The sequence below is a fragment of the Providencia sp. PROV076 genome (assembly GCF_028483405.1).
Classification (GTDB): Bacteria; Pseudomonadota; Gammaproteobacteria; order Enterobacterales; family Enterobacteriaceae; genus Providencia; species Providencia huaxiensis.
Map to the genome: position 1 here is coordinate 70633 of NZ_JAMPRR010000005.1, position 17816 is coordinate 88448.

The following is a 17816-nucleotide window of genomic DNA, read 5'->3' on the forward strand; positions in this document are numbered from 1 at the left end:
ACAGGCTGTGAGGGTAATTCATCATAGACCTCAGACACTATTGTGCAACTTAAAATAAAGATAGTACATAACGAGTAATGCGAACACTAAACAACAAGAGTCATCGTTAATAATGATCCCGCGTATATCAGAAGCTCCTCATCTTAGTCATTTAGTCATTGAGTTCTTGCATGAGCTACAAGAACAGGGTTTTACTGGGGATAACGGCACCAGCTATGCTGAGCGTTTATCCATGGCGACAGACAATAGTATTTACCAATTATTACCTCAAGCGGTTGTGTTTCCACGTTCGAGTGCAGACGTACAAATTATCACTCGCCTTGCAGGGCAAGCAAAATTTCGTGAACTTAGCTTTACACCTCGGGGAGGGGGAACGGGAACCAATGGGCAGTCCTTAACCGAAGGGATTGTTGTGGATATGTCCCGTTATATGAACCGCATTCTAGAAATAAATCCAGAGCAAGGGTGGGTTAAAGTTGAGGCTGGGGTTATCAAAGACCAATTAAATCAATACCTCAAACCTTACGGTTATTTCTTTTCACCTGAATTATCCACTAGTAACCGAGCAACATTAGGTGGGATGATCAACACTGACGCATCAGGCCAAGGCTCATTAGTTTATGGAAAAACGTCTGATCACGTATTAGGCGTCAAAGCCATGGTGTTAGGTGGGGAATGCCTAGATACACGCGCTATGCCTATCGAACTCGCCCAAACGATTGCGTCAGAAGATTCTACGGTGGGACGCATTTATAAAATGGTGTTAGAACGCTGTTTAGAACAACGTTCATTAATTGAAGAAAAATTTCCTAAGTTAAACCGTTTCCTAACTGGTTATGATTTACGTCATGTATTTAATGATGCATTAACTGAATTTGACCTTACCCGTATTTTGACTGGGTCTGAAGGGTCTTTAGCTTTTATTACCGAGGCGACACTGGACATTACACCTTTGCCAAAAGTACGGCGCTTGGTAAATGTAAAATATGACTCTTTTGAGTCCGCATTGCGTAATGCACCTTTTATGGTTGAAGCGAAAGCATTGTCTGTTGAAACCGTGGATTCAAAAGTACTTAACTTGGCAAAAGAAGACATCGTTTGGCATTCCGTCAAAGCCTTAATTACGGATGTGCCAAATAAAGAGATGTTAGGGTTAAACATCGTTGAATTTAGTGGTGACGATGAAGATGAAATCAATCAATTGACTGAAAGCTTGTGCCAACGCTTAGACGAATTAATGGCGAATAATCAAGCCGGAGTGATTGGCTATCAAACTTGCCATGATCTTGAAGATATTACGCGTATTTATAATATGCGTAAAAAAGCGGTTGGGTTGCTGGGGAATAGTAAAGGCGCAGCGAAGCCAATCCCATTTGTTGAGGATACCTGTGTTCCTCCTGAGCATCTTGCTGACTATATAGTAGAATTTCGTGCATTATTAGACAGTCATAACTTGAATTATGGCATGTTTGGCCATGTAGATGCAGGTGTCTTACATGTTCGTCCTGCACTTGATATGTGTGATCCGCAACAAGAAGTATTGATGAAACAAATTTCTGATGAAATTGTGGCATTAACCGCGAAATACGGTGGACTACTGTGGGGGGAGCATGGGAAAGGTTTCCGTGCACAATATAGCCCTGAATTTTTTGGTGATGTGTTATACGCTGAACTGCGTAACATCAAAGCCGCTTTTGACCCCGATAACCGCTTGAATCCAGGTAAAATTTGTCCACCTGCGGGGCTGGATGCACCGATGAAGCAGGTTGATGATATCAAGCGAGGAACGTATGACCGGCAAATTCCAGTCCAAATGCGCCAAGAATTCCGTGGTGCAATGGAGTGTAATGGCAATGGGCTGTGTTTTAATTTTGATGTGAAAAGCCCGATGTGCCCGTCGATGAAGGTGAGTGGTCAACGAGTCCATTCCCCGAAAGGCCGCGCGACACTTGTTCGCGAATGGTTAAGGTTACTAGCGGAACAAGGCATTACACCAGAACACCTTGAAAAAGGTATAACACAAAGCCAACCATCATTGCGTGGTCTTATAGAGAAAACACGTAATACTTGGCGTGCGAAGCAAGGCGATTATGACTTCTCTCATGAAGTGAAAGCATCAATGGCAGGGTGCCTTGCCTGTAAAGCCTGCTCAACGCAATGCCCGATCAAAATTGATGTCCCTTCATTTAGAGCGAAATTTTTAGCGCTGTACCATGGGCGCTATTTACGTCCTATTCGGGACCATATTGTTGCAAACGTTGAAGCGAGTGCGCCATTACTTTCCAAAGTACCGGGGGTATTTAATTTCTTTTTACGTCAACCGATGGTGCAAAAATTGAGTCAACACACGATTGGCATGGTAGATTTGCCGTTGTTTTCTCAACCAACGTTGAAACAAGAACTTTCAGGACATGCCGCGGTTTCTGTCACGCTTGAGCAACTTGAAAGTATGACGAGTTCACAGCGTGAAAAGTATGTGCTGGTGGTTCAAGACCCTTTTACCAGTTATTACGATGCCAAAGTAGTGGCAGATTTTGTCCGCTTAATCGAAAAATTAGGCCTTAAACCTGTATTGTTACCGTTCTCACCGAATGGAAAAGCACAACACATCAAAGGTTTTTTAGCGAAATTTGCGAAAACAGCGCGTAAGACTGCGGACTTTTTAAATCGAGTGGCAAAGTTACAGTTGCCAATGGTCGGTGTTGACCCTGCACTGGTACTTTGTTACCGCGATGAATATCATGAAATTTTAGGCAAAGAGCAGTGCCAATTTACGGTGATGTTGGCACATGAGTGGTTAATGACATTGCCTGAACCACACAATGTGCAAACGGCTTCGGCACAACCGTGGTATTTTTTCGGTCATTGTACGGAATCAACGGCTTTACCTAATAGTGCGAACCAATGGGCAGCGTTATTTGCTCGCTTTGGGCAAACATTGAATAATGTTAGTGTTGGCTGTTGTGGCATGGCAGGGACTTATGGACACGAAGTGGCCAATCTTCAAAATTCAAAAGGTATTTATGACTTATCGTGGAAAGGCGCGATGTCTTCTTTGCCTAAAGATCGCTGTTTAAGTTCAGGTTATTCTTGCCGTAGCCAAGTTAAGCGAATGGAAAATGTATCGATAAAACATCCGATTCAAGCCCTGTTGGAGATAGTTTAATGATTTGGAAACGTCAATTTAATTTGCAGCAACTCGCTGAAATGTCAAAAACCTGCATGTTAGGGCATCTCGGTATTGAAATCACGGCAATTGGAGATGATTATTTAGAGGGAATAATGCCTGTTGATCATCGTACCAAACAGCCTTTTGGGTTATTGCATGGCGGCGCTTCTGTTGTGTTAGCCGAATCTTTGGGTTCAATTGCGGGTTATATGTGCTCGGAAGGGGAACAAAAGGTGGTCGGGTTGGAAATCAATGCCAATCATGTTCGTGCTGCTCGCTCAGGGGTTGTGAGAGGTATTTGTAAACCGATTCATTTAGGACGTCGCCAGCAAGTGTGGAATATTGAAATTTTCAATGAACAAGGCAAATTGTGTTGTACTTCTCGCCTGACAACTGCGGTATTATTTGAATAATAACCATTCTAAATGTAGGGTTTTTTGGCTAATCAAAGGCTAAAATGCCCTATAAAACCCTTATATTTATGTGGTTTTATGACCGTTCTTTCTATAAATTCATTTTTATCAAGTTAATTAAGTTGTATAATAAATGCACCTTTATTAATTTGTGTCATTTAAGTGTATTATTTAGTACAAATTTAAATAAAAAATACAACTCTATTTATTTATTGCTTATCAATGAGTTAGATTGGTTTTTCTAGGGCGATGTTTGTTTTTTAATCTAGTAGTGAGCAAGAAAAGAGCTAAAATAGCTATAACCTCTTAAAACAAATGGTTGAAGTCAATTAGCTAATCATTACCATAGGGTAGGCAGAGTTAATCTCTTGATAACAGGCTGAAAAGCCATAAGAAATGTGGGGTCAATATGACTGACGGTGTAGAGACATTTTCATTTGATGAAAACAATTGGCAGGGAGTTAACCTGACACAAAGCGCTGCAAAACAAATCAAAAAATTGATGGTGCAAAACCCAAACACAAAAGGGCTTTCACTCGGCGTAAAACAGTCTGGCTGCGCAGGTTTCGGTTATGTGTTTGAGATGATCGAAAACCCAACAGACCAACACCTGTTATTTGAACTCGATGGCGCACACCTTTATGTGCCAAAAGAAGCAATGCCATTTATTGATGGCACAGTCGTTGATTTTGTCCAAGAAGGGCTGAATCAAATTTTCAAATTTAATAACCCGAAAGCCCAACATGCCTGTGGGTGTGGTGAAAGCTTCGGCGTTTAACATGTGAAGTCAGATTATGTCACAGAGCAATGTAGAAGTTGGCGATGATGTTCAAAGCTGGCTTGATGACCAGCGTTATAAAGAAGGCTTCTTTACTGAAGTCGCAACTGATGAAATGGCGAAAGGTATCAACGAAGATGTGATCCGTGCCATTTCAGCAAAACGTAATGAGCCTGAGTGGATGCTTCAATTCCGTCTTGATGCCTTTAATCACTGGAAAGGCATGGAAGAACCTCATTGGCTGAAAGCGAATTACCCAAATCTCGATTATCAGGACTACAGCTATTATTCTGCGCCATCTTGTGGTTCATGCGATGATACTTGTGGTTCGCAAACTGGTGCGACACAAGGCACTGGTGTGGCTGAAACCAATAACTATTTAACAGCTGAAGTTGAAGAAGCCTTTAACCAGTTGGGTGTTCCTGTCCGTGAAGGGAAGGCCGTTGCGGTTGACGCAATTTTTGACTCGGTCTCGGTATCAACAACTTACCGTGATGACCTCGCGAAACATGGGGTGATTTTCTGCTCATTCAGCGAAGCTATTCAAGAGTACCCTGAACTGGTACAGAAGTATCTAGGGTCAGTCGTTTCGAGCCATGATAACTTTTTTGCTGCATTGAATGCGGCAGTGGCTTCAGATGGCACATTTGTGTATATACCAAAAGGCGTACACTGCCCAATGGAGCTATCAACGTATTTTAGGATCAACGCAGCCAAAACAGGCCAATTTGAGCGTACGATTTTAATTGCCGATGAAGGTAGTTATGTCAGCTATATCGAAGGGTGTTCTGCACCTGTTCGTGATAGCTATCAGCTCCATGCAGCGGTTGTTGAAGTGATTATTCATAAAGATGCTGAAGTTAAATATTCAACTGTCCAGAACTGGTTCTCTGGTGGGGATAGCGAAGCGGGTGGGATCCTGAACTTTGTGACTAAACGCGCATTGTGTGAAGGTGAAAATTCAAAAATGTCATGGACACAGTCAGAAACTGGCTCTGCCATCACATGGAAATACCCAAGCGTCATCCTTAAAGGGGACAACTCAGTCGGTGAATTTTACTCCGTTGCATTAACAAACGGCAATCAGCAAGCGGATACCGGAACGAAAATGATCCATATCGGGAAAAACACCCGTTCCACGATCATTTCTAAAGGTATTTCTGCGGGTAAAAGCCAAAACAGCTATCGCGGTTTAGTGAAAATTTTACCGAGTGCACATAATGCTCGTAACTTTACCCAATGTGACTCTATGTTAATTGGTACACAGTGTGGTGCACATACTTTCCCATATGTGGAAGTGAAAAATAATACGGCACAGCTCGAACATGAAGCAACAACCTCACGTATTGGGGAAGACCAGTTATTTTACTGTTTACAACGTGGTATCAGCGAAGACGATGCAATTTCAATGATTGTAAATGGTTTCTGTAAGGATGTGTTCTCGGAGCTTCCATTAGAATTTGCCGTAGAAGCACAAAAATTACTGGCGATCAGCTTAGAGCACAGCGTTGGCTGATCCTAATCGAGTTTATTTGCGCTAAAGCGCTAAAGGCATGTAAATATGTTAAGTGTTAAAGATTTACACGTGAGTGTAGAAGGTAATGAGATTTTAAAAGGGTTATCTCTGGAAGTAAAACCAGGGGAAGTTCATGCCATCATGGGGCCAAATGGTTCAGGTAAAAGTACATTATCAGCCACACTTGCTGGCCGCGAAGAGTATGAAATTGATAGCGGTGAAGTGACGTTTAAAGGTAAGGACCTGTTTGAATTAGATCCCGAAGAGCGTGCAGGGGAAGGTGTTTTCCTCGCATTTCAATACCCAGTCGAAATTCCAGGGGTCAGTAACCAATTTTTCTTGCAAACAGCCGTTAATGCGGTCAGAGAATATCGTCAGCAAGAAGCATTAGATCGTTTCGATTTCCAAGATTTTATTGAAGATAAAATTAAATTATTAGAAATGCCAGAAGATTTACTTGCTCGTTCTGTCAACGTAGGTTTCTCCGGTGGTGAGAAAAAACGCAATGATATCTTGCAGATGGCAGCTCTAGAACCTCAATTGTGTATCCTCGATGAAACTGACTCCGGTTTAGATATTGATGCACTGAAAATTGTGGCTAACGGGGTGAATTCATTACGCTCGCCAGAGCGTTCATTCATCATCGTCACCCACTATCAGCGTATTTTGGATTATGTAAAACCTGACTTTGTCCATGTGTTATATCAAGGGAAAATCATCAAATCAGGTGATTTCAGTTTAGCGAAAAAACTGGAGGAGCAGGGTTATGGCTGGCTTATTGACCAACAGTGAAAGAGCACAAAAACGTGCAGAAGTTGCGAAGCTTAATGAGCAAGCAATGTCACGTTTTTCTGAATTATTTGAGCAACGACACGGTGCGAATTCCCAACATGCTAAAACGCATTGGGAAATGGCAAAACAAGTTGGCTTACCTGTGTTCCGCCATGAAGATTGGCACTATACACCACTAAATACGGTACTTGAGGCTCAGTATCGTTTTAGCGATAGTGATATTGAAGCAAAAGAGTGTGAAGCATTGGCTCTGCCAATTGACGCATATCGCCTTGTTTTAATTGATGGGCGTTATAGTTCAGCACTAAGCTCCATTGATATGGGGCCATTCCAAGTGTCTTTGCTTGATAACCAAGACTTGCTGCCTTCGCCTGTAAATAGTGAGATTTTCTTGCATTTAACAGAAAGCTTGGCGGTACAACCGTTAGTTGTTTATCTTGCAGCAAATAAAATAGCAGAGAAACCATTGTATTTGCTGAATATCTCCACGGGTAGCAACGATAAGCAGGCCACGAATATTAGCCAGTATCGCTACCATTTAACGTTAGATGCAAATAGCAAAGCCCAAGTCATTGAGCATTATGTTAGTTTGAATGACCAAATGCACATGACTGGCAGCCGTTTAACAGTTGAAGTCGGTGATAACGCAGACTTTAGTCACTTTAAGTTAAATGTTGAAAATGGTCAGTCTCAGCATTTTGCTCACAATGATATTGTTATTGGTCGCGATAGCCGTGTGAAAAGTACGAGTTTTTTACTTGGCGCATTATTAACGCGTAACCATACAAGTGCTCGCCTTGATGGTGAAAATACTGAGTTTGAACTTAACAGTATATTGCTGCCTAAAGGCAATGAAATTGCAGATACGCGTACGTATTTAGAGCACAATAATAGCTACTGCAATAGTCGCCAATTACATAAAGTCATTGCAATGGATAGCAGTAAAGCTGTCTTTAATGGCATGATTAAAGTGGCACCGAACGCATTAAAAACGGATGGCCAAATGACTAACAACACATTGTTGTTAGGTGAAAAAGCAGAAATTGATACCAAGCCTCAGCTTGAGATTTATGCTGATGACGTAAAGTGTGGTCACGGTGCAACAGTCGGTCGTATTGATGACGAACAGTTGTTCTATCTGCGTTCAAGAGGAATTGAGGGGAAAGCAGCAAAACATATGATTATTATTGCATTTGCTGCAGAACTTACAGAATCTATTGAATCGGAAGAATTAAAACACGCTGTGATGGCAAACATCCGCCAGCGCTTAGCGGAGGTTTAATATCCATGCCATTCAATGTCGCATCAGTCAGGCAGGATTTTCCTGCCTTATTTCAGTCAGTCAATAATCATCCGCTGGTCTATTTAGATAGCGCAGCAAGTGCGCAAAAGCCTTTGCAAGTTATTGAAAAAGAAAGTGAGTTTACACTACATCAATATGCCGCGGTTCACCGCGGTATACATACTCTTAGTGCAAACGCGACGACAATGATGGAAGAAGTTCGTCAAAAAGCAGCGGCTTTTATTCATGCCGCTTCAAATGAAGAAATCGTGTTTGTCAAAGGTACGACGGAAGGCATTAACCTTGTTGCAAACAGTTTTGGCCGGAAGTATTTCCATGAAGGGGACAATATTGTCATCACTGAAATGGAACACCATGCGAATATTGTACCTTGGTATATGTTAGCTGAGGAAATTGGCTTTGAAATCCGTGTTATCCCAATTTCCGATGATGGTAGGCTGCAATTAGATATATTAAATGATGTCATTGATTCACGTACGCGATTGCTGAGTTTTACACATATCTCTAATGTATTAGGAACAGTTAATCCCGTACAGGAGATAATCAAGCAAGCACGAGCAATTGCTGCCTCAAAAGGCAGTGAAATCACGGTATTGGTCGATGGTGCGCAAGGTGCAATGCATCAGCAGGTTGATGTGCAAGCCTTAGACTGTGATTTTTATGTGTTTTCAGGTCACAAGTTATATGGCCCGACAGGTATTGGTATCCTTTACGGTAAAAAAGCTATTTTGGATATGATGCCACCATGGGAAGGCGGTGGGGCGATGATCCGCCAAGTTAGCCTGACCAAAGGGATCACTTTTGCTGATGCACCATGGCGCTTTGAAGCAGGAACACCGAATGTAAGCGCAATTATTGGTTTAGGGGCGGCATTCGATTATTTAAATGCACTAAATTTATCTGATGTATTTGCTCATGAAGCTGAAGTGATGGCTTATGCGTCTAAGAAATTACAAGAAATACCTTCAATTATATTATATGGCAATGACCAACGGGAAGGTGTTCTGGCCTTCAATCTAGGCCAGCACCATGCTTATGATGTGGGGTCTTTTCTTGATAGGTATGGCATTGCAATCCGTACTGGGCATCACTGTGCTTTACCATTAATGGAACATTACCAAGTGCCCGCTATGTGCCGTGCTTCTGTGGGGATATACACGACTAAGGAAGAAGTTGATTCCTTATTCAATGCGTTACAGCGCATCAAAAAATTGTTAGGCTAAGCACATAAGAAACACATAGTAAAGGAAATGAGCATGCCCGCATTACCCGATGAAAATAAGTTATTACGTAATTTTTCTCGCTGCCAAGACTGGGAAGAACGCTATCTTTATATGATAGAACTAGGAGGGCGTTTACCTGAACTCTCTGCGGTGCAAAGAAGCGATAATAATTTAATCGCCGGTTGCCAAAGCCAAGTGTGGATTGATATGCAAAAACAAGCAGACGGTACCGTTACGTTTGCCGGTGACAGCGACGCTGCGATCGTTAAAGGGTTAGTTGCTATTGTGATCATTCTTTTTCAAGGTAAAACTGCCCAACAAATATTAGCACTGGATGTTAAGTCATTTTTTGAGCAATTAGCATTGGAGCAGCATTTAACACCTTCACGTACTCAAGGCTTAAATGCAATGATCCGTACGATTTTATCGCGCGCGGCACAGTTCGTGTGATCCTACCGAGGGAGCGTTATGCTCCCTTACCTATATTTTACTTCTTGGGTATTATTCTTTATCTGAGTAATCCATTAAAGCCATCGTGTTTAACTATATCTAACTATATTTAATCATCATAAAAAGACTGACTTCATATTAATACTTAATAAAAATATTTATTTAGTATTAAAGATATGAAAGATAGTTGCTATTATGAACAATAATTATTGAATTATTGTAAGAACATTATTTTCCTTGGAGTAGATATGAAAAGAGTTTTGACGGTGGCAAGTTTGTTTGTCATGAGCGCCTTATTAGCGCCAGCTCAAGCAAAAGAATACCCATTACCTGACAGTAACACTCGTCTTATCGGGGAAAATTACACGTATATCGTCCCCAATGATGGGCGGCCGTTGGAGGCCATTGCCAGTGATCACCAAATTGGCCTACTTGGTATGCTTGAGGCAAATCCAGGAACAGACCCGTATCTTCCCGAAGCGGGTAAAGAACTTATCATTCCAGCACAAATGCTATTACCGTCGACACCAAGAACGGGAATTGTGATTAATCTGGCTGAGCTACGTTTATATTACTACCCAGCGAACAGTGAAGAAGTGATTGTATATCCTATTGGTATTGGCCAATTAGGTCGCGATACACCTGAAATGGTGACCTCAGTTAGCCAGTCAATAAAAGACCCTACATGGACACCCACGGCAAATATTCGTAAAAATTATGCGAAAGAAGGTATAACGCTTCCTGCTGTCGTTCCCGCTGGCCCTGAAAACCCAATGGGCTTATATGCATTACGTCTAGCACATGGGCGTGGTGAATATCTGATCCATGGTACTAATGCGGATTTTGGGATTGGTATGCGAGTGAGCTCTGGTTGCATTCGTTTGCGTCCTGATGATATTGAAGCCTTATTTAAGACGGTACCAAAAGGAACTCGTGTTCAAGTTATTGATCAGCCCATAAAATACTCCAAAGAAACGGATGGTAGTTATTACATTGAAGTACATCAGCCATTGTCACGGACAAACAGTGATGATCCTCAAACCATGCCAATCAAGCTATCTGACGATTTCAAGCATTTTCTAGAGAATGAAGGGGTTGATAAGGCATTAGTAGAAAAAGAGCTAGCAAGGCGTTCTGGTATGCCTGTGCGTGTGAATAATGATCAGGGCAACAGTATTCCTGAAAGTGAAACACAACATCAAGGTTTAGTGCCTATTGAGCCGTTCTCTATTTCACAGCCTGAACCTATCTATGATGGTAAAGTTGGTGCTTTGTTACCTGCGAAATACCGTTCTTCTGTTGTAACTCAATAATCCTGACAAATAATAAGGGCCTATTTTCATAGGCCCTCATAAATACTATTAGCTTCAAAGAAGCGTCGTATCAGCTAGATAACGACCAAATTGAACTTATTTTTTGTAAGTACGAACTTGGTTATCTAAACGCTGGTTAGCGCGCGCTGCTTCTTCTTGAGCTGTCTGTACGTCAGAACGCAGAGACTGAACGTCGTTGCTCAGTTGATCAACTTTACCATTCAGAGTTTGCACGTCTGAAGAGAGTTTTTGCACTTCAGTGCTGTTAGAACAACCCGCTAGTAATGCTGAAGCTAATACGATAGAGCCCAGTACAATTTTAGTACGAATCATTATTTTACCCTCTAGATTGATTTATCTTGAAAATATAAAAAAGCAAGTCACCAAACAATAGAGCTAAGCTTGTTATCTTAAAGCTTGCTATATCCCTTTAAAACAACCTAATGAAAATTAGGGTATGGCACTTACTATGTCTTATGCTAGTACTAAATATAAAGTTTTGCTAGAAATACTTTATATTTAGTACTAGGAAAAAGGAGAAAAATTTAAATTAAGATTAATAAAGGTTGTTATTTGACCAATCTGAGCGTGTTTTATGATATTACTCTTAAATCGCGATAAGATATTTACTAGAGAAAAGGAAATAAAGGAATAGTTACATCAAGGCAGCACTTAATGTTAAATCTAAATAAAAAGGCCGATAGCTAAAATAGTCACTATCGGCCTCTAGAAGACAATTAAAAATTAAAGTACATGAACTGAAGATGTGTTGGTTGTACCGCTTTGTACTAATGCACCAGAAACCATCACAACAGCATCACCAGAAACCGCTAAACCACTTTCTAGCGCTGCGCGTTTACCTTCACGGTAAAAATCATCTGTGGATGTAAAACCACCGACAATCATTGGGATCACACCTTTGACTAACAGTAACTGGCGTGCAGTTTCTTCATTGGTAGTCAATGCTAGGATTGGTGCTGTAGGGAAATATTTACGTACAGATTTAGCCGATTTACCACCGTAGGTTGCAACAACGATCAATGGAACATCTAATTTTTCAGACATTTCCACAGCACCACGACATACAGCTTCAGTGACACGTAAGCGTTGGCTTGGTTTTTGGTTATCAATGCGAGTTTGCATGACACGGTCTGTACGCTCACAGATAGTTGCCATAATGGTAACGGCTTCTACTGGATATTTACCTTTAGCACTTTCACCAGACAGCATAACTGCGTCTGTGCCGTCTAAAATAGCGTTGGCAACGTCGCCTGCTTCTGCGCGGGTAGGGCGTGGGTTTTTGATCATTGAATCTAACATTTGCGTTGCAGTGATCACGACTTTGCGTGCTGCGACACATTTTTCAATCATCATTTTTTGTGCAAAAATAACTTCTTCAACCGGGATCTCAACGCCTAAATCACCACGAGCAACCATGATGCCGTCTGAAGCTTCTAAAATCTCATCAAAATTATTTAAACCTTCTTGGTTTTCAATCTTAGAAATAATTTGGATGTTCTCGCCACCATGTTTTTTCAGGTGAGCACGAATTTCTTCAACATCAGAGCGCTTACGGATAAAAGAAGCAGCAACAAAATCAACACCTTGTTCGCAACCAAAGACTAAGTCTTCTTTATCTTTTTCAGCTAACGCTGGAAGGCCAATTGAAACGCCTGGCAGATTAACCCCTTTTTTCTCACCGAGGTCACCGTTATTTAAAACTTCACAAACGACTTCAGTAGCAGTGACATTAGTCACTTTCATGCCAATTAAGCCATCATCAACTAATACAGTATTACCAACTTTTAAATCTGAAGTTAAGCCTGCATAGGTCACTGCAACTTTATCTTTGTTACCTACAACTGAAGTGTCGGTAGTGAATGTAAAAGTTTGACCCGCAACGAGAGAAACGTCGTTACCACCTTCCAATTTCATGGTGCGGATTTCAGGACCTTTAGTATCTAACAGAATAGCTGCTTGTTTACCCGTTTTTGCACAAACAGAGCGAAGGTTTTTGATACGTTGACCATGTTCTTCATAGTCACCGTGAGAAAAATTGAGGCGCATGACGTTCATGCCAGCATCAAGAAGTTGAGTCAGTTTTTCTTCTGATTCGGTTTTTGGACCGATAGTACAAACAATTTTGGTTTTTTTCATGGCAGTCTATCTAATGTTATAAAGGAAATCGGAATTGCCGCCGATGCTTAGTACATTTAATAAATCGTGCGCATGAAAAATTTTGTTGCGCAACTCATTTATAAGAATAGGCGACAGTCTGGTGTTTAATGCATTTTTACACTTAAATTTGTCACATTTTGATTCTTATTATAGTGTAGATGACAAATTGAATTAAAGCTAACGTATTGATTTGCTACTGTTGAAACCTTTCAGCCAGCGCGAGTATTATAGACAACAAAAAACTGTGAGACAAATCAAATTTTATAAAATTAAAAGAAGAGACCGTTCAGATCAAAAATTCAGTTAATATTAAGTCATTTAATTTGTTGCGCAACAAGGTAAGGGAATAATAATAGACAATCAAGAGAAATTTTAGCGGGTGGGAAGATAAATAAAATGGTGCGTCCGAGTAGACTCGAACTACCGACCCCCACCATGTCAAGGTGGTGCTCTAACCAACTGAGCTACGGACGCACTGAGAAACTTGGCTTGTGTTAATTTGAAATGGTGCGTCCGAGTAGACTCGAACTACCGACCCCCACCATGTCAAGGTGGTGCTCTAACCAACTGAGCTACGGACGCGCTGAAAATTAACATTGTGTTCACTAGAAATGGTGCGTCCGAGTAGACTCGAACTACCGACCCCCACCATGTCAAGGTGGTGCTCTAACCAACTGAGCTACGGACGCATTTAAAAGTTATCTAGGTGACAACGGGGATGAATATTAACGTTATGAGGTTCATCTGGCAAGGGGAAAATGTATTTTCGTGATAGTTTGCTCGTATTTAAAACTATCTGGTGCGAAATACATCTTCCCCCATAATAAAAAGCTTAAAAAACCGTCAATTAGCGGGCAGAGCGAAGTAGAATAACATCCTCTGTTTGCTTATGGATCCACATAATCCGTGTCGCCATTCCTACTGCTGCTGCGCTTAAACCAATAATAAAGCCAATCCAAAAGCCTTTAGGTCCCATGGCCGGTGCGATAATATCAGTTAATGCTAAGATATAACCGGAAGGTAAGCCAAGTAACCAATATGCCGTGAAGGTAATAAAGAAAATAGAACGTGTATCTTTATAGCCACGTAAAATTCCCGCACCAATAACTTGCACAGAGTCTGAAAGCTGATAAATAGCGGCATATAGCATTAAACTACTCGCTAAAACAACCACCTCTGGGTTTTTGTTATACATCATCGCAATTGGCTCACGGAAGACCGCGGTGAGAACTGCGGTAAAACAAGCGACCATTAAGCCAACAGCAATACCAGTATAAGATGAAACTTTAGCGGCTTCAGTTGAGTTCTGCCCTAAGTTATAACCAACGCGAATGGTTGCTGCTATTCCTAATGATAATGGGAACATAAACATCACAGAACTGAAATTCAACGCAACTTGGTGACCAGCTACTGCGACAACACCTAATGGGGCGACTAGCAGTGCAACGACAGCAAATAAAGTGACCTCAAAGAAAAGTGCCAGACCAATAGGGGTACCTAATACGATAATTCGCTTTAAGATTAATGGATTTGGCGATGTGAAAGAGAGTGTAGGGCGAATATCGCGCTGCGCAGTAGCACGTTTCACATACCATCTCATCATCAGACACATAGCCCAATACACTGATGCAGTGGCGACACCACAACCCACACCACCTAAAGCAGGTGCACCAAAGTGACCATAAATAAAGATATAGTTAATAGGAATATTAATCATTAGGCCAAGAAAACCAATCACCATCCCCGGTTTGGTTTTTGAAAGCCCTTCACATTGGCTACGATACACTTGATAAAATAAGTAGCCCGGTGCTCCCCACATAATGGCATGTAAAAAACGGACAGACTTATCCGCCAATTCTTTATCAATATGGGGCATATTGCTGATAATAAGCTGGCTATTATAAAGAAGGCACATAATGCCTAAGGCTAAAAGTAGCGCTAACCATAGCCCTTGTTGAATTTGGTCGCCAATTAAGTTACGACGGCCTGACCCATTCATTTGTGCAACGATTGGGGTTAACGCCATCAAAATGCCTTGGCCAAAAAGAATAGCTGGCAGCCAGATGGAAAAACCAACTGCAACTGCGGACATCTCAATTTCACTAACACTTCCAGCCATAACGGTATCCACAAACCCCATTGCAGTTTGTGAAAATTGAGCTAAAACGATAGGAATACCAAGTGCCAACAAGCTACGCGCTTCTGTAAAATATTTCTGCACGCATACACCTTTGTAATAAAAGCAAGTAAGAGGAAAAAATTAGAAAAATAAATGAGTTACTAAAATCTCATTGATTATTAAAAACCGCTCATTCTATCCCTTTTCTATATGGATTCCAATAATGATATGGTAACAAACTATAAAAGAGCATTTTAGAACCTAAAATATTGCTAAATACTAGGTTTATTATCGCTTTGTTTACCACTCAAATAGGATAGATCTCTAAAAATTCTGATGTAAACTGAGTCTATTAATCCACTACACTGAGAATCATTATGTTTACAGGCATTGTTCAAGCGACTGCTCCTATTATTGAAATTACAGAAAGAGCCAACTTTCGAACTCATGTAATGAAATTTACCCCAGAATTACTTAAAGGTTTAGAAACAGGGGCTTCCGTTGCACATAATGGTTGTTGTTTGACGGTAACAAACATTGACGGTGAAAGAGTCAGTTTTGATCTAATCAAAGAAACTCTAAGATTAACTAACTTAGGGGAATTACAAGAAGGTGATGTTGTTAATATCGAACGCGCCGCAAAATATGGTGACGAAATTGGTGGCCATGTTGTTTCTGGGCATATTATGACAACAGCTGAAATTAGTAAAATCTTTACATCTGAAGATAACCACCAAATTTGGTTATCAATTCATGATAAGGCTTTGATGAAATATATTTTGCATAAAGGCTTTGTGGCGATTGATGGTATCAGTTTAACGGTGGGTGATGTAATCAATAATCGGTTTTGTGTCCATCTTATCCCAGAAACATTAGAAAGAACAACACTAGGTAAAAAACGCTTGGGTGATAAAATAAATATTGAGATAGACCCTCAAACGCAGGCAATTGTTGATACGGTTGAACGCGTTTTAAATCAAAAAGAACAAGAAAAGTTATTACAGCAAGCAGAAGAGTTGGCTAATGTAGCGAAAACAGAGTGAATAGGCATAAAAGCTAGCAATTGCGTTATTTATGTTAAAGATAAATAGCGATATAAGCAATCAGGTAGGCTATAGCAATGGTAGTTTATGCTATAGCCTGAATAAAGCATGGTTGGATTTTGTTTATTGAATGTAGGTTATGGAGTTCTATTAAATAAAGAAGGTTAAAATTGCTTAAAAAATACAATGAGCTCTAGTTTTCATTATTAATAGATCATTTTCACTAAAATTGACAGAAAAGCTAGCGTTATCACGTTCAATTGCTTCAACTAATCGCTTGAAATGTGGGCTGTTTTTATGCATCTCTAATGCCTGAGTGTCTTCCCATTCCTCGAAAACAATGTAACCATTTTCTTTAGCCATAAGATCATATTGAATGCATCCTTTCTCTCGGCGGCTTAGTTTTGCTAAGTCACGAACGATTTCTTTCGTTAAATACCCATCCGTCCTTTCTGTTGTAATTTGGGCATACACAACAATACTCATTCCGTTCTCCTTATGTATTAAGAACTATCTTAATGGGTACTTAGTTTTTGTATTGTAAAAAAGCGAATAACTCGATTTTAAAAATGCCGACGGCGTCATAGTAAAGTATCTTTTAAAATCACGGTAAAAGTGGGATTGATCATAATAGCCTGTTTCAAACCAACGGTAGGTATCTGGTTCTACTACCATACTTTTTAAAACGTGCTCTAAGCGGCAATTGATCTGGTATCTTTTTGGCGTAATACCGTATTCTTTTAAAAACTCTTTTTGAATGACTCGGAGGTGTAAACCTGTCTCTTCGGCAATTTCAGTGATTTTTTTAGTTGGGTTACGATATAGCAACTCTAAAATTTCATCTGTGAAATGAGACTTTTTCTTGGCTTTTGTCCTATTAAAGCAATCCAACAACTCTTTGAATGAAGAATTAGCTAAAGCTTCAAACCAACGGTCTTTCCATATGTCATTCAGAGCGATGGGGTCATCAGTATAATTTAGTGTTCTTTGAGGCAGAAGAAAACGCAATGCATCATGACGAATACGTAATACCATGACTTTTGAATCATTAGGGCTAGCGGTAAATGTATTGACTCTAGGAATAATGAGTTGATAAGGGTCTACGACTGAGTTGCTTTCAGTTGTCATCTGAAATGTATCTGATGAAACCCAGATTTCAGCACCCGTTCCAGGAAAAATTTTAATTGCCTCTGTAAACTCTTTGATTATTAAAATAGAGCTAACAAAGGATTTTAATTCATCTGGTGGATAATACTGTTTTAACATCATTCTTGAGCACTCATTATTTAATGTCGCAATGATAACGTTTTTTAACAAAAAAATTAACCATGAAATATCTATATCTTAGTAGATAACAAAATAAAAGCCTTATTTATTAGTGAAATCCGCTTTGAATAAAGAAACGTGATAAGAAAGTTCAGGTTTTGTGAGCTAAGAATAATGGGCGATATAGAAAAATACTTAATAAGTATTACGGTATAGTCACAAGTGCTATACACTGGAAGACGTTTTTCTTGAA

General features: G+C 40.3%; 15 protein-coding genes and 3 tRNA genes. 10 read left to right on the forward strand and 8 right to left on the reverse strand.

All coding sequences use genetic code 11. The annotated features are described in order from the left end of the window. Positions 1-112 precede the first annotated feature (112 nt). The 9 genes from ydiJ (at position 113) to PSF67_RS04410 (ending at position 10957) form a co-directional block, all read left to right on the forward strand. Complete coding sequence (gene ydiJ / locus PSF67_RS04370; protein ID WP_166265286.1) at positions 113-3166, forward strand: D-2-hydroxyglutarate dehydrogenase YdiJ; 3054 nt, start codon at positions 113-115, stop codon at positions 3164-3166. After that, on the forward strand, positions 3166-3582 hold the full coding sequence (gene menI, locus PSF67_RS04375; RefSeq protein WP_102139710.1) for a 1,4-dihydroxy-2-naphthoyl-CoA hydrolase: 417 nt from the start codon (positions 3166-3168) through the stop codon (positions 3580-3582). The genes ydiJ and menI overlap by 1 nt, the downstream gene beginning before the upstream one ends. Positions 3583-3991: 409 nt before the next feature. Then, entirely contained in the window at positions 3992-4360 is a 369-nt protein-coding gene (gene sufA / locus PSF67_RS04380) for a Fe-S cluster assembly scaffold SufA (RefSeq protein WP_102139709.1), read from the forward strand. A gap of 16 nt (positions 4361-4376) precedes the next feature. Continuing rightward, the gene (gene sufB / locus PSF67_RS04385) at positions 4377-5876 is read left to right on the forward strand and encodes a Fe-S cluster assembly protein SufB (RefSeq protein WP_102139708.1); all 1500 of its coding nucleotides are present in this window, start codon (positions 4377-4379) and stop codon (positions 5874-5876) included. A 45-nt stretch (positions 5877-5921) separates the two neighbouring features. Beyond that, entirely contained in the window at positions 5922-6668 is a 747-nt protein-coding gene (gene sufC, locus PSF67_RS04390) for a Fe-S cluster assembly ATPase SufC (protein WP_004263776.1), read from the forward strand. After that, complete coding sequence (sufD, locus tag PSF67_RS04395) at positions 6643-7950, forward strand: Fe-S cluster assembly protein SufD (protein WP_206275852.1); 1308 nt, start codon at positions 6643-6645, stop codon at positions 7948-7950. Before sufC ends, sufD begins: the two co-directional genes overlap by 26 nt. Before the next feature lie 5 nt (positions 7951-7955). Continuing rightward, positions 7956-9194, forward strand: coding sequence for a cysteine desulfurase SufS (gene sufS / locus PSF67_RS04400; protein ID WP_102139706.1), 1239 nt, complete (start codon positions 7956-7958; stop codon positions 9192-9194). Positions 9195-9227: 33 nt separating this feature from the next. Next, positions 9228-9644: a cysteine desulfuration protein SufE gene (gene sufE / locus PSF67_RS04405; protein ID WP_102139705.1), complete on the forward strand. Its 417-nt coding sequence runs from the start codon at positions 9228-9230 to the stop codon at positions 9642-9644. Positions 9645-9892: 248 nt separating this feature from the next. Beyond that, the gene (locus tag PSF67_RS04410; protein ID WP_272676575.1) at positions 9893-10957 is read left to right on the forward strand and encodes a L,D-transpeptidase family protein; all 1065 of its coding nucleotides are present in this window, start codon (positions 9893-9895) and stop codon (positions 10955-10957) included. Between the two features lie 96 nt (positions 10958-11053). Here the strand turns inward: PSF67_RS04410 and PSF67_RS04415 are convergent, their stop codons facing one another. The 6 genes from PSF67_RS04415 to PSF67_RS04440 all read right to left on the reverse strand — a co-directional run bounded on the left by PSF67_RS04415 (position 11054) and on the right by PSF67_RS04440 (position 15356). Next, positions 11054-11290, reverse strand: a complete 237-nt coding sequence (locus PSF67_RS04415) for a major outer membrane lipoprotein (protein WP_004263789.1) — start codon at positions 11288-11290, stop codon at positions 11054-11056. Positions 11291-11701: 411 nt separating this feature from the next. Then, entirely contained in the window at positions 11702-13114 is a 1413-nt protein-coding gene (gene pykF, locus PSF67_RS04420) for a pyruvate kinase PykF (RefSeq protein WP_166265271.1), read from the reverse strand. A 418-nt stretch (positions 13115-13532) separates the two neighbouring features. Continuing rightward, positions 13533-13609, reverse strand: a tRNA-Val gene (locus tag PSF67_RS04425). A 31-nt stretch (positions 13610-13640) separates the two neighbouring features. Continuing rightward, a tRNA-Val gene (locus tag PSF67_RS04430) sits at positions 13641-13717 on the reverse strand. Positions 13718-13747: 30 nt separating this feature from the next. After that, positions 13748-13824 (reverse strand) — tRNA-Val (locus PSF67_RS04435). A 158-nt stretch (positions 13825-13982) separates the two neighbouring features. Next, a complete protein-coding gene (locus tag PSF67_RS04440) occupies positions 13983-15356 on the reverse strand; it encodes an MATE family efflux transporter (protein ID WP_102139702.1) in 1374 nt (457 codons plus the stop codon). Positions 15357-15631: 275 nt separating this feature from the next. On the opposite strand from PSF67_RS04440, the gene PSF67_RS04445 reads away from it, so the two are divergent. Beyond that, a complete protein-coding gene (locus tag PSF67_RS04445) occupies positions 15632-16297 on the forward strand; it encodes a riboflavin synthase subunit alpha (protein ID WP_102139701.1) in 666 nt (221 codons plus the stop codon). Positions 16298-16471: 174 nt separating this feature from the next. Here the strand turns inward: PSF67_RS04445 and PSF67_RS04450 are convergent, their stop codons facing one another. Both PSF67_RS04450 and PSF67_RS04455 read right to left on the reverse strand, forming a co-directional pair. Next, the gene (locus PSF67_RS04450; protein ID WP_272676576.1) at positions 16472-16783 is read right to left on the reverse strand and encodes a putative quinol monooxygenase; all 312 of its coding nucleotides are present in this window, start codon (positions 16781-16783) and stop codon (positions 16472-16474) included. A 24-nt stretch (positions 16784-16807) separates the two neighbouring features. Next, the gene (locus tag PSF67_RS04455; RefSeq protein ID WP_241098593.1) at positions 16808-17566 is read right to left on the reverse strand and encodes a helix-turn-helix transcriptional regulator; all 759 of its coding nucleotides are present in this window, start codon (positions 17564-17566) and stop codon (positions 16808-16810) included. Positions 17567-17816 lie beyond the last annotated feature (250 nt).

Bases quoted from the DNA above. Each gene is read 5' to 3' on its own strand.
- ydiJ (WP_166265286.1), top strand. From the start codon at position 113: ATGATCCCGCGTATATCAGAAGCTCCTCATCTTAGTCATTTAGTCATT.
- menI (WP_102139710.1), top strand. From the start codon at position 3,166: ATGATTTGGAAACGTCAATTTAATTTGCAGCAACTCGCTGAAATGTCA.
- sufA (WP_102139709.1), top strand. From the start codon at position 3,992: ATGACTGACGGTGTAGAGACATTTTCATTTGATGAAAACAATTGGCAG.
- sufB (WP_102139708.1), top strand. From the start codon at position 4,377: ATGTCACAGAGCAATGTAGAAGTTGGCGATGATGTTCAAAGCTGGCTT.
- sufC (WP_004263776.1), top strand. From the start codon at position 5,922: ATGTTAAGTGTTAAAGATTTACACGTGAGTGTAGAAGGTAATGAGATT.
- sufD (WP_206275852.1), top strand. From the start codon at position 6,643: ATGGCTGGCTTATTGACCAACAGTGAAAGAGCACAAAAACGTGCAGAA.
- sufS (WP_102139706.1), top strand. From the start codon at position 7,956: ATGCCATTCAATGTCGCATCAGTCAGGCAGGATTTTCCTGCCTTATTT.
- sufE (WP_102139705.1), top strand. From the start codon at position 9,228: ATGCCCGCATTACCCGATGAAAATAAGTTATTACGTAATTTTTCTCGC.
- PSF67_RS04410 (WP_272676575.1), top strand. From the start codon at position 9,893: ATGAAAAGAGTTTTGACGGTGGCAAGTTTGTTTGTCATGAGCGCCTTA.
- PSF67_RS04415 (WP_004263789.1), bottom strand. From the start codon at position 11,290: ATGATTCGTACTAAAATTGTACTGGGCTCTATCGTATTAGCTTCAGCA.
- pykF (WP_166265271.1), bottom strand. From the start codon at position 13,114: ATGAAAAAAACCAAAATTGTTTGTACTATCGGTCCAAAAACCGAATCA.
- PSF67_RS04445 (WP_102139701.1), top strand. From the start codon at position 15,632: ATGTTTACAGGCATTGTTCAAGCGACTGCTCCTATTATTGAAATTACA.
- PSF67_RS04450 (WP_272676576.1), bottom strand. From the start codon at position 16,783: ATGAGTATTGTTGTGTATGCCCAAATTACAACAGAAAGGACGGATGGG.
- PSF67_RS04455 (WP_241098593.1), bottom strand. From the start codon at position 17,566: ATGATGTTAAAACAGTATTATCCACCAGATGAATTAAAATCCTTTGTT.